This is a genomic window from Corynebacterium sp. LaCa_205 (genome assembly GCF_057458085.1).
The window spans coordinates 2308349-2326830 of sequence record NZ_CP190931.1 but is presented as its reverse complement, the minus strand read 5'-3'; the positions used below and the strand labels follow the sequence as shown (position 1 = coordinate 2326830).

The 18482-nt window shown below is 54.5% G+C and carries 12 protein-coding genes and 1 pseudogene; 11 read left to right on the top strand and 2 right to left on the bottom strand.

The features are described from left to right. Window positions 1–46 precede the first annotated feature (46 nt). The 3 genes from glf (at window position 47) to ACP8J1_RS11085 (ending at window position 2130) form a co-directional block, all read left to right on the top strand. Entirely contained in the window at window positions 47–1243 is a 1197-nt protein-coding gene (gene glf, locus ACP8J1_RS11095) for a UDP-galactopyranose mutase (protein WP_023020085.1), read from the top strand. Between the two features lie 33 nt (window positions 1244–1276). After that, window positions 1277–1477: a hypothetical protein gene (locus ACP8J1_RS11090; RefSeq protein WP_023020084.1), complete on the top strand. Its 201-nt coding sequence runs from the start codon at window positions 1277–1279 to the stop codon at window positions 1475–1477. Window positions 1478–1542: 65 nt separating this feature from the next. After that, window positions 1543–2130: a three-helix bundle dimerization domain-containing protein gene (locus ACP8J1_RS11085; protein WP_023020083.1), complete on the top strand. Its 588-nt coding sequence runs from the start codon at window positions 1543–1545 to the stop codon at window positions 2128–2130. 423 nt (window positions 2131–2553) lie between these two features. Here the strand turns inward: ACP8J1_RS11085 and ACP8J1_RS11080 are convergent, their stop codons facing one another. Then, entirely contained in the window at window positions 2554–3390 is an 837-nt protein-coding gene (locus ACP8J1_RS11080) for a TPM domain-containing protein (RefSeq protein WP_486696722.1), read from the bottom strand. Window positions 3391–3496: 106 nt separating this feature from the next. Here ACP8J1_RS11080 and ACP8J1_RS11075 point away from each other — a divergent pair, with 106 nt between their 5' ends. From ACP8J1_RS11075 to ACP8J1_RS11055, 5 genes are all read left to right on the top strand, one after another. Next, window positions 3497–5449 (top strand): glycosyltransferase, encoded by a 1953-nt coding sequence (locus ACP8J1_RS11075; RefSeq protein WP_023020081.1) that lies wholly within the window; start codon window positions 3497–3499, stop codon window positions 5447–5449. Beyond that, window positions 5439–5954: a phosphatase PAP2 family protein gene (locus ACP8J1_RS11070; protein ID WP_023020080.1), complete on the top strand. Its 516-nt coding sequence runs from the start codon at window positions 5439–5441 to the stop codon at window positions 5952–5954. Before ACP8J1_RS11075 ends, ACP8J1_RS11070 begins: the two co-directional genes overlap by 11 nt. After that, window positions 5947–6927 carry a decaprenyl-phosphate phosphoribosyltransferase gene (locus ACP8J1_RS11065; protein WP_023020079.1) on the top strand — a complete coding sequence of 327 codons (981 nt, stop codon included), beginning with the start codon at window positions 5947–5949 and terminating at the stop codon, window positions 6925–6927. The genes ACP8J1_RS11070 and ACP8J1_RS11065 overlap by 8 nt, the downstream gene beginning before the upstream one ends. A gap of 53 nt (window positions 6928–6980) precedes the next feature. After that, the gene (locus ACP8J1_RS11060; RefSeq protein WP_023020078.1) at window positions 6981–8675 is read left to right on the top strand and encodes an arabinofuranosyltransferase AftB family protein; all 1695 of its coding nucleotides are present in this window, start codon (window positions 6981–6983) and stop codon (window positions 8673–8675) included. Between the two features lie 137 nt (window positions 8676–8812). Continuing rightward, window positions 8813–9826 carry an alpha/beta hydrolase gene (locus ACP8J1_RS11055; RefSeq protein WP_023020077.1) on the top strand — a complete coding sequence of 338 codons (1014 nt, stop codon included), beginning with the start codon at window positions 8813–8815 and terminating at the stop codon, window positions 9824–9826. Between the two features lie 329 nt (window positions 9827–10155). Here ACP8J1_RS11055 and ACP8J1_RS11050 read toward each other — a convergent pair. After that, window positions 10156–11348 (bottom strand): annotated as a pseudogene (locus ACP8J1_RS11050) (IS1249 family transposase). 858 nt (window positions 11349–12206) lie between these two features. Between ACP8J1_RS11050 and ACP8J1_RS11045 the strand changes: the two are divergent. From ACP8J1_RS11045 to ACP8J1_RS11035, 3 genes are all read left to right on the top strand, one after another. Further along, complete coding sequence (locus ACP8J1_RS11045; RefSeq protein ID WP_198010439.1) at window positions 12207–13016, top strand: GDSL-type esterase/lipase family protein; 810 nt, start codon at window positions 12207–12209, stop codon at window positions 13014–13016. 378 nt (window positions 13017–13394) lie between these two features. Beyond that, complete coding sequence (locus ACP8J1_RS11040; RefSeq protein WP_023020073.1) at window positions 13395–16664, top strand: cytochrome P450; 3270 nt, start codon at window positions 13395–13397, stop codon at window positions 16662–16664. A 38-nt stretch (window positions 16665–16702) separates the two neighbouring features. Further along, window positions 16703–18388, top strand: a complete 1686-nt coding sequence (locus tag ACP8J1_RS11035) for an AMP-binding protein (RefSeq protein ID WP_023020072.1) — start codon at window positions 16703–16705, stop codon at window positions 18386–18388. Window positions 18389–18482 lie beyond the last annotated feature (94 nt).

Below are 18482 nucleotides of genomic sequence, written 5' to 3'. Positions count from 1 at the left end.
CGCCGTTGCGCCGTGTCGGTTGCCGAAGTGCAATAAACTGGGGGCCATGACTTCTTATGACCTCATCGTTGTTGGCTCTGGATTTTTTGGCCTCACGGTTGCCGAGCGCGCCGCTAGTCAGCTGGATAAGAAGGTGCTCATTGTGGAGCGCCGCAACCACCTCGGCGGCAATGCCTACTCCGAGGCTGAACCCACCACCGGAATCGAGGTGCACAAGTACGGTGCGCACCTCTTCCACACCTCTAATAAGCGCGTGTGGGACTACTGCAATAAGTTCACCGATTTCACCGATTACCAGCACCGCGTCTTTGCTATGCACGATGGCACCGCCTACCAATTCCCGATGGGCCTGGGTCTTATTAACCAGTTCTTCGGCCGCTACTACTCCCCGGATGAGGCCCGCCAGCTCATTAAGGATCAGGCCGGCGAGTTCTCACCGGAAGAAGCGCAAAACCTAGAGGAAAAGGCCATCTCCCTTATCGGTCGCCCGCTGTATGAGGCCTTTATTCGCGATTACACCGCTAAGCAGTGGCAGACGGACCCGAAGGAGCTGCCGGCCGCGAATATCACCCGTCTGCCGGTGCGCTATACCTTCAACAATCGCTACTTCAATGACACCTATGAGGGTCTGCCCGTTGACGGCTACGCGGCATGGCTAGAAAACATGGCTGACCACGACAATATTGAGGTCCGTTTGGATACCGATTGGTTCGAGGTTCGTGAGGAGCTGCGCGCTGAGTCTCCGGATGCGCCCGTGGTCTACACGGGCCCATTGGACCGCTACTTTGATTTTGCCGAGGGCGAGCTGGGCTGGCGCACCCTCGACTTTGATCTGGAGGTGCTGGACACCGGCGATTTCCAGGGCACGCCCGTGATGAACTACAACGATGCGGACGTGGACTACACCCGCATCCATGAATTCCGCCACTTCCACCCGGAGCGTAAGGATAAGTATCCGAAGGACAAGACGGTCATCATGAAGGAGTACTCGCGCTTCGCCGATAAAGGCGATGAGCCGTATTACCCGATTAATACTCCGGAAGACCGCACTAAGCTGGAGGCCTATCGCAAGCTCGCCGCCCAGGAGTCGAAGGACAATAGGGTTCTTTTTGGCGGCCGCTTGGGCACCTACCAGTACCTGGATATGCACATGGCTATCGGTTCTGCGCTGTCCATGTTTGATAATAAGCTCGCGCCATTCTGGAACGAGGGCAAGGCTATCGAACAGGAGCGTGGCCACTAAACTTGATCACCTCTACAGGAAGGAGGTGACGGTATGGCTGATCGCCGCATGTGGAAAATGTCGCCGGAGCGGCTGCAAGAGCATCTAAAACTGCGTAGCCGTGCATCGCGCATTCCCGATAAAAAGAAGGAACAGTCCAAGAAGGCCTGCCGGAACTCCCGGCGGGCCTTCCCGCATTTTCGGCGCAGAAAACTATTGGGTTTAACCCAACCGTTTGACTTAACCCACCGTTAACCTGTAAAGTTAACGTCAGGTTAACACGTAGCAAACGGGACAATAACCCGAGAAAGGGGATAACAATGAACCAGTTTGAAACCCTGCGTCAGGATCTGCACGAAAACTACGGCCATGAGTACACGGCCGCAGAAATCGATGCCAAGCTCGATGAGGTTATTGCCAAGCACACCAAGAAGGCGGAGCTCGAAGAATTCGTGCCGCTATTGGTGGAGCGTGAGGTGCGTGAGTACTTCGGCGCTCACCGCCTTCACGTCCGCTTTGCCGCCGGTACCAATAATGCGTTGGCTCAAGCCGCGGCGGAACTGACCCGCAAGCACGCCGGCGAGGCCCTCTATGTGGATACCGCCGTTGCCCACCCGGAAAACGAGGCAGAAGGCCACCTCGCCCACGTTATGAACGAGCGCGGTATGGGTGAGGCTCCAAATAAGTACCTCGATGAGGTACGGACGGTAGCGATGCCGGATTATATCGTGTTCCTAGGCCGTGAGGTCGAACGCGATGAGGCAGGTAAAGACATCAAAATCTGGGATATTCCTACCGCGGATACCGTAGAGCAGGCGCGCGAATTGGCCGATGACCTCGAAGCCCGCGTGCTCTACATGCTCAATAAGCTGGGCATTGATCCGGTCACTGAGCCGGTTAACGCCTAAAAGCGATACGGGTTCGGTAGCTGGGAGGAGACATTGTTGTTGGCCACCCAGAAGCCCGCAAACCTATAGGGCATATAGTGCGTGCCCATGCCGGGGCGCCATTCCGGCGTGCCCAAGAGCGGGGGAGTCTGGCGGTCGCGCTGTGGATATAGCCTTTCTGGCAGCGCGCCCACCATGGGGTGGTAGTCCTCGAGGATGCGAGCGAAGGCGGAGTCGAAGTCTTCCCGCGACAGATCCTGGGACAGCTCATTAATGCGCTGCGTTATCTGGCGGAGGCTGGCGTTGTCGGGTTGACGGGAGAGGGCCGTTTGGGCGTCGTTAAGCAGCCATTGCGTCTCGCCGGCGCGTACCGCAGTATCGCCATCGCAGAATTTTTCCAGGGAATCTATCTGCGCTGCGGCCGTATGGATCTGCTTGAGCGCCTTATAGGACTCCTTGATGGAGGCGGCATGCGAGGAAAAGTCCTGGACGTGTTCTAAGGCCTTGAGCGTCGGCCGCGCATCGGTGTACTGATTGACTAGGAAACGCCACTGGGCCTTGAGGGAATCGCCCGCCAAGGGGGGATTGCAGGGCATTAATGCGCGCCTCCGTGCGCTCGATGAGCTCCTCGGCGCTATCGCGAACTCCCGCAATATAGTCAAAGCGCTTGCGCAGGCGGGCGCGGCGGGTGAGCAAGTAAGTAATGAGCCCCACCGCAGCGAGGACCACGATCACTGACGTGGTGGCAATGAACATAGACCACGTGGGCGCCTCCTGCGCAGATTGCCGGCGCACGGTCGGATCCGCGACGGCGCGCGTGGCCAAGATCATGCCGACGGTATAGTCATCGTCCTCCAGCGCCGGCCGCATCTGATCCAGGATGCCGTCCACGCGGCCGGCGTTATAAATCTTGATGTCTCGGCACACTTGGGCGCCACAGCGCACGGCCATGCTATTGGGTTCAAAGCCTACGGCGATAACGAGTACATTCTTCTGCAGCTCACCGTTGCTGATGAATTGTGGGTGCTCGCGCGCCAAGTCATGCAACAGGGTGCGGGAAAAATCCTCGCCCGAATTCGGATACGTGGCGTAGACAACCTCGTGCACGGAATCTGGAAGGTGCATGGACTGCGCTTGTGATTTCACGGCCTCTTCGTCCGAAGAGCTTAGAATCTGGGCGTGGTCCAAAAAATCCACCGCGGGCTTGTCCTCCGCGAGGGCGGCGGGTGCGCTAGCTGCAGCAAAAAGACCTACTACTGCCGCGCAAGGAACCCATCTCATGATGTTCCATCTTACGGGCTCCGCGTGTAAACCGTAGTACTTATGCAAAAGCAACTACGCTAAATCGCTGACTACTGTTTATACCGTTTGGAGAATCGAAGTTATCGTGACTGCCAACAACACCCAGGCCCATGAGCCCCTGCAGCGCATTCTGCTGCCTAAGCGCGGCGAGCCCTTTGATGTGCGGATGCTCTACCTCATCGAGGCCGAGCAAAACCGCGAACGCCTCAGCTGGTTTAACCGCACGTCCGTAACCATCCCGGCCGGCGAGGAAGCCTCTTTTGAAACCTACTTCAACGCCTTCCCGGCCTCCTATTGGCGCCGCTGGTCCCAGCTGCGCTCCGTTATCCTCAGCCTGGACATTGAGGGCCAGGCAAATATTTCCCTCTACCGCTCCAAGCAGGATGGCCAGCGCATTTCCGTGGCCAACCACCTGGTAAGCACCGGCCACCATGAGTTCGAGCTGCCACTCAAAAACTTCGAAGACGGCGGCTGGCTGTGGTTCGATATCACCGCCGAGCAGGACACCACGCTTGCCGACGCCGCCTGGTGCTCCCCCCACGCCCCCGGCCCGCAGGTGCTGCCGGACGGCACCGAGCAGCCGGCCCAAGACAAGCGCGTGGCGGTAGGCATTCCCACTTTCAACCGCCCGACCGATGCCGTAGCAGCCCTTAAGGCATTGGCCGAGGACCCAGTAGTCGATGAGATCATCGACTTCGTCCTCATGCCGGACCAAGGCAACCAGCACCCTGCCGATGAGCCAGGCTATGACGAGGCAGTCGCTCACTTTGGTGAGCGCTTCCGCGAGTTCCGCCAGGGCAACCTAGGCGGCTCCGGTGGCTACTCCCGCATTATGTACGAGGCGCTGGGAAATACCGATTCGCCCTTCATCCTTTATATGGACGATGACATCGCCATCGAACCGGATTCCGTGCTGCGCGCGGTGCAAGCGGCCCGTTACGCTGCCAAGCCGATTATCGTCGGTGGCCAAATGCTTAACCTGCAGGAGCGCTCCCAGCTGCGCACTACCGGCGAGCGCGTCAACCGTGCCGATTTCATGTGGGGTGCGGCACCGCACGCCGTCTACGACCACGACTTTGCCAAGTACCCGCTGCGCGCCATCGGTACCCGCGAAACTCACCTAGATCCCAAGAAGTACGATTCCCGCGCGCTGCACCGCCGCGTTGACGTGGAGTACAACGGCTGGTGGATGTGCCTCTTCCCGCGCATTGTGGCAGAAACCAACGGCCAGCCGCTGCCGCTCTTTATCAAGTGGGACGATACCGAGTATTCCCTGCGCGCGGCGCGCAATGGCTTCCCCACGGTGACCTGGCCAGGTGCCGCCATCTGGCACATGGCTTGGGCCGATAAGGATGATGCCATTGACTGGCAGGCCTATTTCCACCTGCGCAACCGCCTCATCGTTGCCGCGATGTACCACGAGGGACCGGCCAAGGGCATTACCAAGTCCATCTTCAAGTCCACCCTCAAGCACACCATGTGCATGGAATACTCCACCATGGCCATCCAGATTGAAGCTATGCGCGACTTCCTAGCGGGGCCGGACCATCTCTTTGACATCCTGGAGTCCTCGCTGCCGCGCATCGCGGAAATCCGCAAGAACTATTCCGATGCTGTCATTTTGGAATCCGCAGATGAGCTGCCCTCTCCCACCGGCGCGCCGGGTGTGCCTACGCGCAATATCGGCGGCCGCCTAGCCAAGATTAAGAAGATCCCGTGGGCCATCAAGGGCCTCAAGCACCTCGTGAGCAAGGAAGACGCTGCGCACCACGAGGCGCCTCAGCTTAACCTCACTCCGGACGAGGCCCGGTGGTTTACCCTTTCCCGCGTGGACTCTGCCACCGTCTCTACCGCAGGTGGCACCGGTGTGGCCTTCCGTAAGCGCGACCGCGACTTGGCCAAAGACCTCGTATCGCAGACCCGCGAGCTACTGAAGGAGATCGAGGAAAACTTCGATGACCTGCGCACTGAATACCGTGCGGCGCAGCCGGAGCTGACCTCGCGCGAGTCCTGGAAGAAGGTCTTTGATGCCCAATAAACTTTCCGTAGCAGAATCGCGCGTCCTCGAATCCATCCAGGGTGCGGCCTTTGACGTGCCCGGCGTGCTTCCCACCGCCCGCGGGCTGAGCCACTGGGGCGAGCATGCCCTGGGCTGGATGGGCAGCGCTGCGGTAGGGGCGGGCGTCGACAAGCGCCGCCGCGAGGGCTGGATCCGGGTGGGCGCTGCTGCTTTTCTCGCGCACGCCGCTAGCGTGGTGCTCAAGCGCATCGTGCGCCGCAAGCGCCCCGATTATCCGTACGTGCGCGTGGGGGTAAAGACTCCCTCCAAGCTATCTTTTCCCAGTTCGCACGCGACCTCGACTACTGCATTCCTGGTGGCGGCGAGCCGCCTTACCGGCTGCAAGGCGCCGCTTCTCGGCGTGCCAGTCATGATGGCATCGCGTATGGTCCTCGGAGTGCACTACCCAACAGATACGGCAGTGGGTGCGGCCATCGGCGCTGCTACCGCAGAGGTCGTGATGAAAGGAATGAAGCATGAGTGATGATGGAAACCAGCACTTTTTCCATTCGGAACCGCACACCTCTGGCGTAGATACCGGCCGCAAGCGCAAGCCGCCGAAGAATCTTGTCGATGGCATGATTAAGGCCCTGCGTCCCAAGCAGTGGGTCAAAAACGTCCTCGTGCTGGCGGCCCCCGCCGCGGCCGGCGCCGATGCCCTATTTCACGGCCGCGTGCTTGTCGATGTCCTCTTGGCCTTCGTCGTCTTCTGCCTCGGCGCTTCCTCCATCTACTTGATCAATGATGCGAAGGACTGGCGCGAGGATCAGGAGCATCCGACCAAACGCTTCCGCCCGATTGCCTCCGGCGTGCTGCCCATCAAGCTCGCCTATGTCATGGCCGTGGTGCTCATCTGCTTGTCCATCGGGCTATCCTTCCTTGCTACCGCTGGCCCGCAGCTGGCAATTGTGATGGCGATTTATATCGCGTTGCAATTGGGCTATTGCTTCGGTTGGAAGCACATGCCGGTGATTGATATCGCCCTGGTTTCCTCCGGCTTCATGCTGCGCACCATGGCCGGTGGCGTGGCTGCAGGCATCGAGCTTTCGCAGTGGTTCCTGCTGGTGGCGGCCTTTGGCTCGCTATTTATGGCCTCAGGCAAGCGCTACTCGGAGATCCTTCTTGTGGAGCAAACCGGCGCGAAAATCCGCAAGTCCCTGGAAGGTTATACGCCTACCTACCTGCGCTTCGTGTGGACGCTAGCCGCCACCGCGGTGGTTATCTGCTACACCCTCTGGGGCTTCGAGCTTGCTAACGATGCCCAGACCGGTGGCGTGTGGTACCAAGTCTCCATGGTGCCGTTTACCATCGCCATCTTGCGCTATGCGGCCGATGTGGACCGCGGCCAGGGTGGCGCTCCGGATGAGATTGCACTGGAGGACCGCACTTTGCAGGTTCTCGCTTTGGCTTGGCTCGCTTGCATCGCCATGGCGGTGTATATCATGCCGTTGTTCTAGACACAGCTGAATCGATATAGAAATTTTCCTCGGGGCTGATAAACTTTCTTCCCGTGCTTAACACCGACCACAAGAGTATCGCCCGCTGGAGTACCCCGGCGGTCGTTCTTGTGATCGGTGTTTTATCTTTGTGGGGCGGTTTTGCGCGCCGCTGGATTTCCGATGACGGACTCATTGTCCTGCGAACCGTGCGCAACCTCGAAGCCGGAAATGGGCCCGTGTTCAATATGGGCGAACGCGTAGAGGCCAATACCTCCACGCTGTGGCAGTACCTCATTTTCCTGGTGCGCTGGGTGACCCACGCAAACCTAGAAGGCATCGCCATTTACTTGGGGCTCATCCTGGCGGTAGTAGCAATGGTGGTCGGTACGGGGGCGTCGGCAAGCATTCGCTCTGGCGCTGTTCTTCCGGCCGGTGCGCTGGTGTATCTGGCCCTTCCGCCGGCCAGGGACTTCTTCACCTCGGGACTGGAGTGGGGCCTCTGCATTTTCTATCTAGCTGTGCTCTGGTCGCTATTGCTGCGTTGGTCGCGGCCGGCCCGCCATTCCAATAGCAATAGCGACGCCTACTGGCTAGCTTTCTGGGCCGGATTGTCTTGGCTGGTGCGCCCAGAGCTCGCCCTGTACGGCGGTCTGGTGGGAATCATTCTCCTCGTGTCTCATCGATCGTGGAAAGTTATCGCTGTCGCGGTGCCGTTGCCGCTGGCTTATGAGGTCTTCCGCATGGGCTACTACGGCCTGCTGACCCCACACACGGCTGTGGCTAAGTCCGCGGCTGACTCCGAATGGGGCAAGGGGTTTACCTACCTGGCGGATTTTGCCGGCCCATACTGGCTCTTCCTGCCGCTTATCGTGCTCGCCGTGGCAGGTCTATGGAAGGCAAACCTGCGCCCCACCGCGGTGTGCTCTACTGCCACCGCTATTTATCTCTTTGAAGGCGCTGCGCTCATTCACACGCTCTACGTGCTGCGCGTGGGTGGAGATTTCATGCATGGTCGCATGCTTTTGCTCCCACTTTTTGCGGCACTGCTTCCCATTTTTGTGGTGAGCGTTCGAGCATGGATAGCCTCCGTGTTCTGTGCGGTATGGGCGCTAGTTATCGTTCTGCGCGGACATCCGGTGGACCGCAGCATCTACGAGGGCGAGATCTCCATCGTGGATGAGCGCGATTTCTGGACCAACGCGACCCAGCGTGAGGATCCTCCCATGCGGGCCGAAGAATTCCTCGGCGCCAAGTTTATGGAGGACTACCAAGAGGGCATCGACGAGCTGGAGGCTGGCGACGCCATGACCTTCCGCTATATCAAGGGGGAAGATAGGTTCTCGTGGACGGCGGCCCCCGCAGATCCCTCGCGCACCGACCCACCGACCGTTTACCTGCTCAATTTGGGCCTTTCTTCCATGAATGCACCGCTGGATATTCGCGTGCTGGACAATATTGGACTCAGCAATCCTTTGGCGGCGCGCCAGCCACGCATCGTGGGTGGACGCATTGGGCACGACAAGAGCTTGGATATGTCATGGCAGGTGGCAGACTCTGCCGTCGATATTGACGAGGTTCCGGCGTGGATTGATAAGTACGAGGTTGCCAAGGCTCGCGCCGCTCTTGCCGACGCCGATTTTCAGAAACTCTTCGCCACCTACAGGGATCCTTTAACTTGGGACCGTTTCTGGAAAAATATTAAATTCTCCCTGACAGACGGGCGGACCCTAGCCTTCTCCTCGGATCCCTCGGACTACCTGCACTAATTCCTTCAAATGCAGACTTTAGGGCCAACCTAAGTTACACTAACCTGTGACATTGTTATCGATCCGTGACGTTAACGATATACGGGGTTCGGACGATAAAGCTTAGTGACAATCACCGAGTAGTTTGGAGGAGAAAGATGACTGCTTCCATCAAGGGTCGCGTCCTTTCAGTCATCATGGCAGTTGCCGTAGCTTTGGGCTTGGCCGTCGTGGCGGGCTCCCAGCCGGCCGAGGCAGCCAACCGCGACTGGCTGCGCCGTGACGCCACTGGTACGTGTGAGTGGGACAAGGTTGCCTGGTGGGTCCAGCGCTGTGACGTTTGGTCCCAGGCCATGGGCCGCACCATCCCGGTACAGATTCAGCCCGCAAAGCGCGGCGGCAATGCTGCCCTCTATTTGCTTGATGGTCTCCGTGCCACCGATCGCACCAACGCGTGGGTAAACGACGTCAATGCTGCAAGGACCTACGAGCCGCACAACATTACCTTGGCTATGCCGGTTGGCGGTGCCGCTTCCTTCTATGCTGATTGGCAGGGGCCTGCGACCTACGATCTATCAAACCCCGTTAATTATAAATGGGAGACGTTTCTGACCAGCGAACTCCCAGGCTATCTGGAGCGAAACTTCGGCGTTGCACGTAACAATAACTCTATTGCGGGTTTGTCGATGGGCGCTGGTGCCGCGCTAACCCTGGCAGCGAAGCACCCGAATCAATTCCGGCAAGCGCTGTCTTTTTCCGGTTTCTTGACTACCACTGTTCCGGGGGCACAGACGTTCATGCGTCTGGCTATGTTGGATGCTGGTGGCTTCAATATCAATGCAATGTACGGATCGCTGTTTAATCCGAAGCGTTTCCAAAACGATCCGCTGTTGCTGATCCCTCAATTGCGTAACACTAATCTATATATTTCTTCGGCCTCTGGTATTCCTGGTCCTGGGGACAGCCATTATCTGCCAGAGCATCAAGCCGCTGGGGCAGCCTTAGAGGTCGGGTCTAACGTGACTACTCACGTGTGGGAAGGTGCTGCGCGGCTGCAAGGTCTAAATCCGACTGTAAGCTACCCAGCCCAAGGCCTGCACAACTGGGAACAATTTGGTTATCAGCTTAATCGCTCTAAACCTCAAGTTCTGAACGTGATGAACGCGTGGTAGCGCAGTAGTTCATTTACTAGAGTTGGTTGTTTGAACAGTGTCCTTATAACTAAAGGCCGACAGCTAGAGTTGAAGATCGCAGTACAATCATGGTCTCGCTATATTGAATTGGTATGAATCTGAATGGCCCTACGGGGGTCGCCTCTTGCCACATCTGATTGAGTGGACACGGGTGTGGTTCTACGCGACTAGTCCGATTTTGTTTGCGGTCATAGCCATCAAATTGATGGAGCAGTAATAGCACCACGAGTTCCGCCGTTTCGCCTTGTAGCGTGCGTACCAGATAAAAATTTCCTGTGGGATACGAGATGTTTTGAGGAGAACTTGGCTTAAGGGTCAAAATGTGTGTCTGGTTCGGCGTGTCGCTGGGATTGGATTTGGCCTTTTTGGATGCCGATTGAGTGGGTGTACTCGGTGTCGATACCGTTGTCGTAGAGGGCTGGTCGTCCTGTTTCGTGGTCGGCTTGGTTCTCTGTGTGGGTCAGGATGGATACTTTGGCGAGTTGGTCCTGGCCCCAGTGGGACTGCTTGGCGATGCGTAGTGGCTCGTCGGGCAGTTCTGCTTTTAGATAGAGCCGCCACTCGAGCATTCGGCGTTGGCGTTCTCCGCGTCGTCCGCGGTTTGTTCTCGCTAGTAATTTCAACTGGGGGTTGATTCCGCCTTCGAGACTATTGGTGGTGGCTTATATTCGTGAGTATCAACGACTCCTTCAGGCGGGGTGAGGTAGACAAGCAGCAGGTCGCTACGCCAGGCTGTTGTAGGCCTTGCGCACGTTTGCATGGGCCAACGTATGCGTTCAATGGACTGTTTGGGGTCTTTGACGAGGGTCTTTTCCTCTAACCAGGTGCGGTAGACCGAGGCGAATCCATTCAGTTGTGCGCCCCATTGGCTGGCTTAGTCGATAGTGGTAATGCGTGTGAGTTTGGGTGCCAGTTGGTAGATGGGGCGCCCAGCATCAGTACGTGGACGTGAGGTGGTATAGCGGCGTATCACACGCTGAGCATGCACCAGGCAGCGTTGGATGACAGTGGTAGGCCAGCACTGTTTGATGGCGCTAGCAGCTCCTTGCTCGCCGTCAATGACGGCGATTGAAGGCGCTGATATTCGTTCCAATAACTGTGTGTAGGCATGGGTGGTTTCGCGCTTGCACCAGTGGCAGGCAATGACGTGGTCTAGGGTGCCGGCCACGATTAAGCATCTGCTGGCGGTGTAGGTGCCGTCGATAAAGACTTGGTCATAGATCCGCCCGGTATGACCGACGATGAGGTCGAGAACATCTACAAGCCAGCACCAGCTAAAGCGTCGTTTCGTTGTTGAAGCACGGACACCATTTTGTGTAGCCAAAGCTTCCAGTGAAGTTGTGGAGATGCAATGTTCGATGAACTGGCTCAATGCGGCAGCTTTGGTGACATCTGGTCGGCTTTTATTGACTGAAACTCCGCAGGCCTTACACCGCCTTCGGGTAGTTCCTTTGCATTTGGTATCGCCGCCGCAGTGGCAACGTGGTCGATCCTTTGGCATTGGGCCACCAGACCACCGCCTACTACCACGGGTTGGCTACCACATCGTGGATTTCGCATCTGAAGCTCAGATATACGCCCGCGAAGCATATATCCTGCGAAACCCTACAGGTCAGAATCTAAAAATACCTGATCTTAGGCATGCATTGTGACCCTCAACCCCCGTTTTATTCGAACAGCGTAAAGAGAGCGTCAAGGGAATTTTGGTATCAGTGGTAAAGCGCACTAGCAGTCAGTTAGCGCGTGTAGGTGCCATTCCGGTGCATTGAACGAAAAACGGCCCTACTAAGGAGCAGTGCACCGCCAAAGCGATATTCCAATGTGTCAACTCGAATGCATGCTTACAAACTAGACACGCCTTCTGCTCAAAAGACGGAGGAATGTCCGAACGCTGGTCAAGCATTTATGGTTTGCATGTAGTGGAATCCGCGCAAATATAGTGCTCTAATGCGAGGAGATTTAGCAAGTAATGGGGACACATTGGATACAGCGCAGAAAGGGATTTCTAAAAAAGTTACAAGCTATACAGAATATCCCTGAGGAACTTTGAGATGACGTGTAACATTTTAACGAAAGCTGAAGAACTATAAATAGTGCCACTGTGGTACTTTCAAGGATTAGCCAGTCAATTTTAACCTTGAGAAGAGGACCAATGAAGATACGAAAAATTTGCGGTGTAATAGTCGCGCTCGCCATCGGGGTATCAGGGGTGCCAATTGCACAGGCAGCCCCTTCTTTACCATCGTTACCTCAACAAGCGCCGACGCTTCCCCCGTTGCCGCAAATGCCACCGCTTCCCCCGTTGCCGCAAATGCCACCGCTTCCAGCGGCACCAATAAACCTCCAACCAAAGCCTCAAGTGAACCAAAACGTTCGGGAAACCTATCTGAGCTTTGGCGACTCCGTAGCGGCCAACCCTACAGCACTAGACGTGGCGGTATACAAGACTAAAAAGAACGTCCCGAATCTTGAGTGGCCAACCATTCGCAATGGCTCCTGCGCACAGGATCCTAACAACTTTGCAGTTCAGGCTGCGAAGCGTACTGGCCTGCGCCTAGAGGACTATTCTTGTCCGGGAGCGACTGCATACGTCGAACCGCACGGAAATGATGCAATCCCACATGACACAGTTCGTCAGCAGGTTGAGCGAGCAATAGCGGATCGTAAGCTCGATGCGAATACGCGGCTGGTGACTATCAGTGCTGGAGTTAACGACACTTACCAGCCAAATAACTTGCCATCAATGACTACACAGCCCCAACGAATGGCTCGTTACGATGCGGCAATGACAGGTGCTATTAACCGTGTGAAAAGCGTCGCCCCCAACGCAAAAGTAATTCTTCTGGGAATCCCAGATGAAACAGATGGGCACAATCATACGTGTGGCTCCAATCTTCTAGGGGTTACCAGTCACTGGTATTTCCCACTTGTGGCCTATTACCAAGATGAAGTGCGAGAACAGCAACGATTGGCCGCTCTGCATACGGGAAGTGAGTTTCTGGATATGGTCGCCGAGATTTCCGTTCAAAGTGGCAAGAATGGGTGCTCTAATGATCCTGGACGTTATGGTGCCTCGATCTTTGACGATTCACCGCATAAGTTGGCCGGGCATCTCACTGATGCCGGGCACGGATATTATGGTAGGCGTATTGCCGAAACTTATCGCTAAGGCATCCAAATGGGTCAACAGGCAGGTGATGGAAATAGCCACTAATTCCTGTCTATGACTTTTACTAGAAGAGACGGCAATTTCGTCATTGACACAGAAAGAACGACGATATGACTCCTGAGTTTGTATTCACACTGGTCCAGAACTATCCGCTCACGACGCCGCTGGTTCATCTAACCGGTACATTGCGTTTAGACAATTTCTTGGACAGAACCTTGAATGCATGGCCGAGCATTCAACAAGTACTTCAATTATTCTAGAAGTACGCCTTCAAGAGCCATTTAACGTAGCTGTACAAATTCCTATCTGTAAGTCCAACAAGGACTTCAATCCGAGACGTATTACTGCGATGTGAATTCAAAGAAGGAGCTAATCTAGATGACTGGCACTATCACCAACGCCTCGAAAAATGACAATAACTCAACTTGTTTGGCGGAATTGCCAGGACCCAAGGTTTACCCGTTTGTCGGAACTGCATATTCGGTTGACCCTAATAACATTGTACAATCCGCAACTAAGCTTGCTAAAGAACATGGGCGATTTTATCGACAGGTAATCCCTGGGACAGAGCCTTTCTATGTAGTGAGCTCCTTCGCACTGGTGGATGAACTATCGGATGAATCCCGATTCCATAAATTAGTCCACCCTGCTCTGCAAGTAGTGCGTAATTTTGCGGGGAATGGACTGTTTACTTCTGAATATGATGATCCGGAGTGGGGCAAAGCCCACCGTATTCTCATGCCGGCGTTCAACCCGTTAGCGTTGCGGAGTATGTATGGTCAAATGACGGACATTGCGGACCAGTTAATGCTTAAGTGGTCCAGAAATTCTTCAGGAGCGGCAGTTGACGTTGCTAATGATTTCACTCGTTTGACTCTCGATACGATCGCGCTATGCTCGTTCAGCTATCGGTTTAACTCGTTTTACACCGAAGGTTTCCACCCGTTTGTCAATGCAATGGCAAGAGGCCTACATCATGCAGGCCGAAAGGCTCACGCACTTGAAATTCAAAAAAAGCTTGACTTTATTGGTCAACACCGATTCCAGGGGGACATTAAAACCATGGAAAATACGGTGGATGAGTTGATTTCAGAGCGGCGTCGGAATCCCAGCGCTGAGGGTGATGAAGATGTTCTCGACGTGATGATGAATGCTGAAGATCCGTCGACTGGTGAAAAGCTAAGCGATGAGAACCTTCGTTATCAGCTCATTACTTTTCTGATTGCAGGCCACGAGACTACCTCAGGACTTCTAAGTTTTGTGGTGTATGAGTTAATCAAGAATCCGGAAGTCCTTCAGAAAGCTCGAAAATTAACAGACAAGGTTTTGAATGGCCGCTTTCCTAAGTATGAAGATCTTAAAAATCTGGGATACATAGACCAGATCTTACGTGAAGGCTTGCGACTATACCCGACGGCACCAGCATATGCTGTGACACCTTATGAAACCACCACAATCGGCGAAAATGGAGGAACGGCTGGCGACCCTGTAACTGTTAATCCAGGCGACACTCTTCTTGTCCTTTTGGGACACATGCATCGTGATCCGGCTGTGTGGGATAGTCCTGAGGAATTTAGACCGGAGAGGTTTGAATTTGAGAGTGCAAAGAAAATTCCGCACAACGCCTGGAAGCCGTTTGGCAACGGCGAGCGATCCTGCTTAGGCCGTGCATTCGCCATGCAGGAAGCGACAATGGTTCTTGCTTTAATTATCCAACACTTCGATCTTGAATTCGCTGATCCTTCATACGAACTTACCATGTTGGATGGACTCACTTCGAAACCGAAAGATCTATTGGTCAACATCGCTCCGCGAGAAAAGTTCCCGTACCGGGGTCGAGGCGGGGAGTCTGAGACCGAAGCAGGTGGGTCGATTTCCGGCGAGGAAAAGTTTGACAAGGTTGCGGTTGCCGAGCCAAACGGGCATAAGCTGCGGCTATTCGTCGGATCCAATGCTGGGACTTCTCGGAATCATGCGAAAAAACTGGAAGCGTTCGCTAATTCGCAAGGTTTTGAAACGGAGGTGGCTGACCTCGATGATGCAGTTGATGACCTGCACTCTGGAGACGTAGTAATAATTGCTACCAGCTCTTATGAGGGATTGCCGCCGGAGAATGCGAAGTCTTTTTTCAAGTGGCTGACCACTGGGGACTGTCCTGACTTAGGTGAAGTAAGCTTTGCCGTAATTGGTAGTGGTAATTCCGAATGGGCGGAAACGTTCCAACGCGTGCCGTCAGTCATCGATCAGGCTATGGAAGCGGCGGGGGCTAACCGGCTCGTCGATAGGGGAGCTGTAGATGTTCGCGGAGACTACCTCTCGGATTTCGCGGACTGGGAAAAGCAGCTTTGGCAGGCTATTGGAGATCATCTTTCGGTAGAAATTGACAGCCAAGACGAAGCGAATTCTGTTCATATCCAGTACATGAGCGAAGGTCGAGCAGATGCCTTGTCGACCGATTCGGAGAGCGAATTTTTTGAGGCCGTAGTTCAAAGAGTTGTCAGGCTTTCAACCGCCGCAGATGGACCGATCAATGATAAGTACCGGGTGGATATAGAGCTACCTCAAGAAGTTAAGTATTCTACAGGTGACTATCTTGAAGTACTACCGCGAAATCCAGAGGTTTCAGTAAATCGAGTTTTGGATCGATTTAGACTGTCAAGCGAGGCCCGCATAAAGCTGAACGGCAAATCTACGATTCTTCCAGTCGGCCAAGTGATGACTCTTACTGAACTGCTTACTAACTACGTTGAGCTTGCAACTCCAGTTAGTAAACAGCACATCGGCATCCTACAACGCAACTGTGTGTGCCCCCCGGAAAAGAAGGAATTGGAAATGCTCCTTGAACCGGCCACTTATGCTCAGTTGTTGAAGAATAGGACCTCATTGATAGACCTCCTTGAGAAGTATTCATCAATTGATTTGAGCTTTGAAGAGTATTTGTCCCTCCTTGAGCCACTGAAGCCCCGCCGCTACTCTATTTCCTCCTCCTCGTTGGCGTCTACGAATCGGGTGTCCCTTACCTTCTCTAGGCTAGAGTCTCCAGCTTGGTCTGGAAGTGGAGTTTTTTCCGGTGTTGCCTCTAACTATCTAGCTGGACTAAAACCAGGGGCAAAGGTTTGCGTTTCCGTTGTTGGTGGAAACCCCCACTTCCGCGCCGATGAGGTAGACAAACCAGTGGTGATGATCGGTGCGGGTACAGGGATCGCACCTTTGAGGGCGTTCATCGAGGAACGCGCGATTGAATCACGGAATAGTACGCGTGCTGTGGAACCTGTACTACTCTTTTTCGGATGCCACGGACCAGATTCGGATTACTTGTATCGTGAAGAATTGGAAGTCTGGGAGAAAGACGGTCTAGTCGACGTTAGGACAGCCTTTTCTAGGCATCCAGAAATGAATTCTTCCCAAAATGAGGTGAAGTACGTCCAAGACAAAGTATACGAGAATCGTCACGAGGTAATGGACTATATTTCCAGGGGCGCGAGGGTCCTAGTTTGCGGAGATGCGACCAAGGTTGCGCCCTCGGTGCGTGAAGTCATGCGAGCGATTGTTGGGGAACATCTCAACCTAGATGAAAGCGCTGCCGCCGCTGCAGTTGGAAAGATGGAACGAGAATCGTTTACCTATGTCACTGATGCATTTTCATAAAATTGCAACTAAGTCATTTAAGCCGTGAAAGGAAAATAATGTCAAAATATACACTGCAACCGAACACTCAGCATGGTGTTCCTAGGAAGGAAGTTGTTCGTCAGTTCCTTTACTTTCTTAACGTCATTCGGAAAAACAATATCTTTGAGTTCGGTTCGGCACGGGAAGTAAGGTCCGACTTTGAGACTATTCGACGGTTTGGGACGTTGGAGAGTGGCGCATTGGCGAATACCGCACGCCGTCATCCTGAACGTCTGGGCCTAGTTGATGATGACGGCGAGCTAACGTTTGGTGAGTGCTTCGAGCAAGTGACTCGACTAGCAACCGGACTTCTCAAAAACGGGGTGGAGGACGGAAGCAATGTAGCCGTCATGGCGCTAAACGGGCGTGCAGCAATATTCCCGCTTTGCGCACGTCAGATGGCCGGCTACCATATTTTTATGATTAACGCCAATAGCTCTGGCCCCCAGATCGAGCGCGTGCTTGAGTTCCATGAAGTTAAAACACTCGTCGTGGACCAATGCTTCTATGAAAGGCTTACTGAGACTACTAAGAAGACCTGTCAGATCATTATTGGTCACGTGGAGGATAGCTCCTCCCTCCCTGAGGGTGTCCTTACTATGGAGGGAGTCATAGAAGCCGGCAGTCCTAATTTGAACCTCCTGCCCAAAAAGCCTACGAAGTCTCAGCATGTCGTGATGACCTCGGGTACCACAGGAATGCCGAAGGGAGTTGTACGCCGCCAGCTTAAGTCGCCTCAGGGTATTGGACCGATTTTGGGCGCTATCCCATGGCGCCGAGATATGTCTGTCCTTCTTACAGGCGTACTATTTCACTTCTACGGCTGGGGTAATATGCTGTTGTGCTTATTTACCGGTTCGACGATCATTACTCAACGCAATTTCGATTCAGCGAAAGCACTTGAACAAGTGGAACGGTATGGTGTGGATGCGTGGATCAGCTCCGCCTCTCGGCTTCGCGGGATGATAGGTTATTTGGATAAGAACGGTATTGACCGCGTGCCTGGCCTTGAGTTTGTAACGTCCTCGGGTAGCCCCCTCACCCCTTACGAGGTGCAAAAAGTAAATCAAAAGTTCGGCCCCATTTTCCACAATTGCTACGGTTCCACTGAAACTTCTGGTCTTGCGATTTCGGCAGCCGAAGACTTGGCGGCAGACCCAACGTTGACTGGTACTATTCACCCAGGCTCAATGATTGAGATACGAAACGATGACGGTCAAGTGGTTCCCGACGGCGAAGTAGGGGAGATTTTCGCCGGTGCCTACGACATGTTTGCCGGATATACCGATCCATCAATTGATATTAAAACTCAAAATGGGCTACTGCGTATGGGTGATCGCGGCTATAAGAAGGGAAATAAGCTATACGTGGGCGGGCGTGCGGACGACCTAGTAATTACGCAGTATGGTGAGAAGATTTTCCCTTCTGAGCTAGAGGACTTACTGATCCGAGACAGTCGTGTCGCAGAGGTACATGTACACGGCGTTCAAGATCCTGACTTTGGCCAGGCTCTCCGTGCCTACATCATTCGGGAAGACGGCGTGAATTCGGAGGAGCTTACAGAAGATGAAGTTCGCCGGCTAGTCCGCGAGGGCTTGTCCGACGCGCACACTCCTCGCGACGTGTTTTTCGTTACTGATCTTCCTCGCAACCCAATGGGTAAGGTTATACGCCCTGAGCTTCCTGGCAAGTCGACAGCCTAGAGAGTTCAATTCGTCTGTGTAGGATGAGATTTTTCTAAGCCTATTCTCCCCTCTGCTTGCCTTCTGATATGAACTGGTCCCCAAAAGTTGGGCT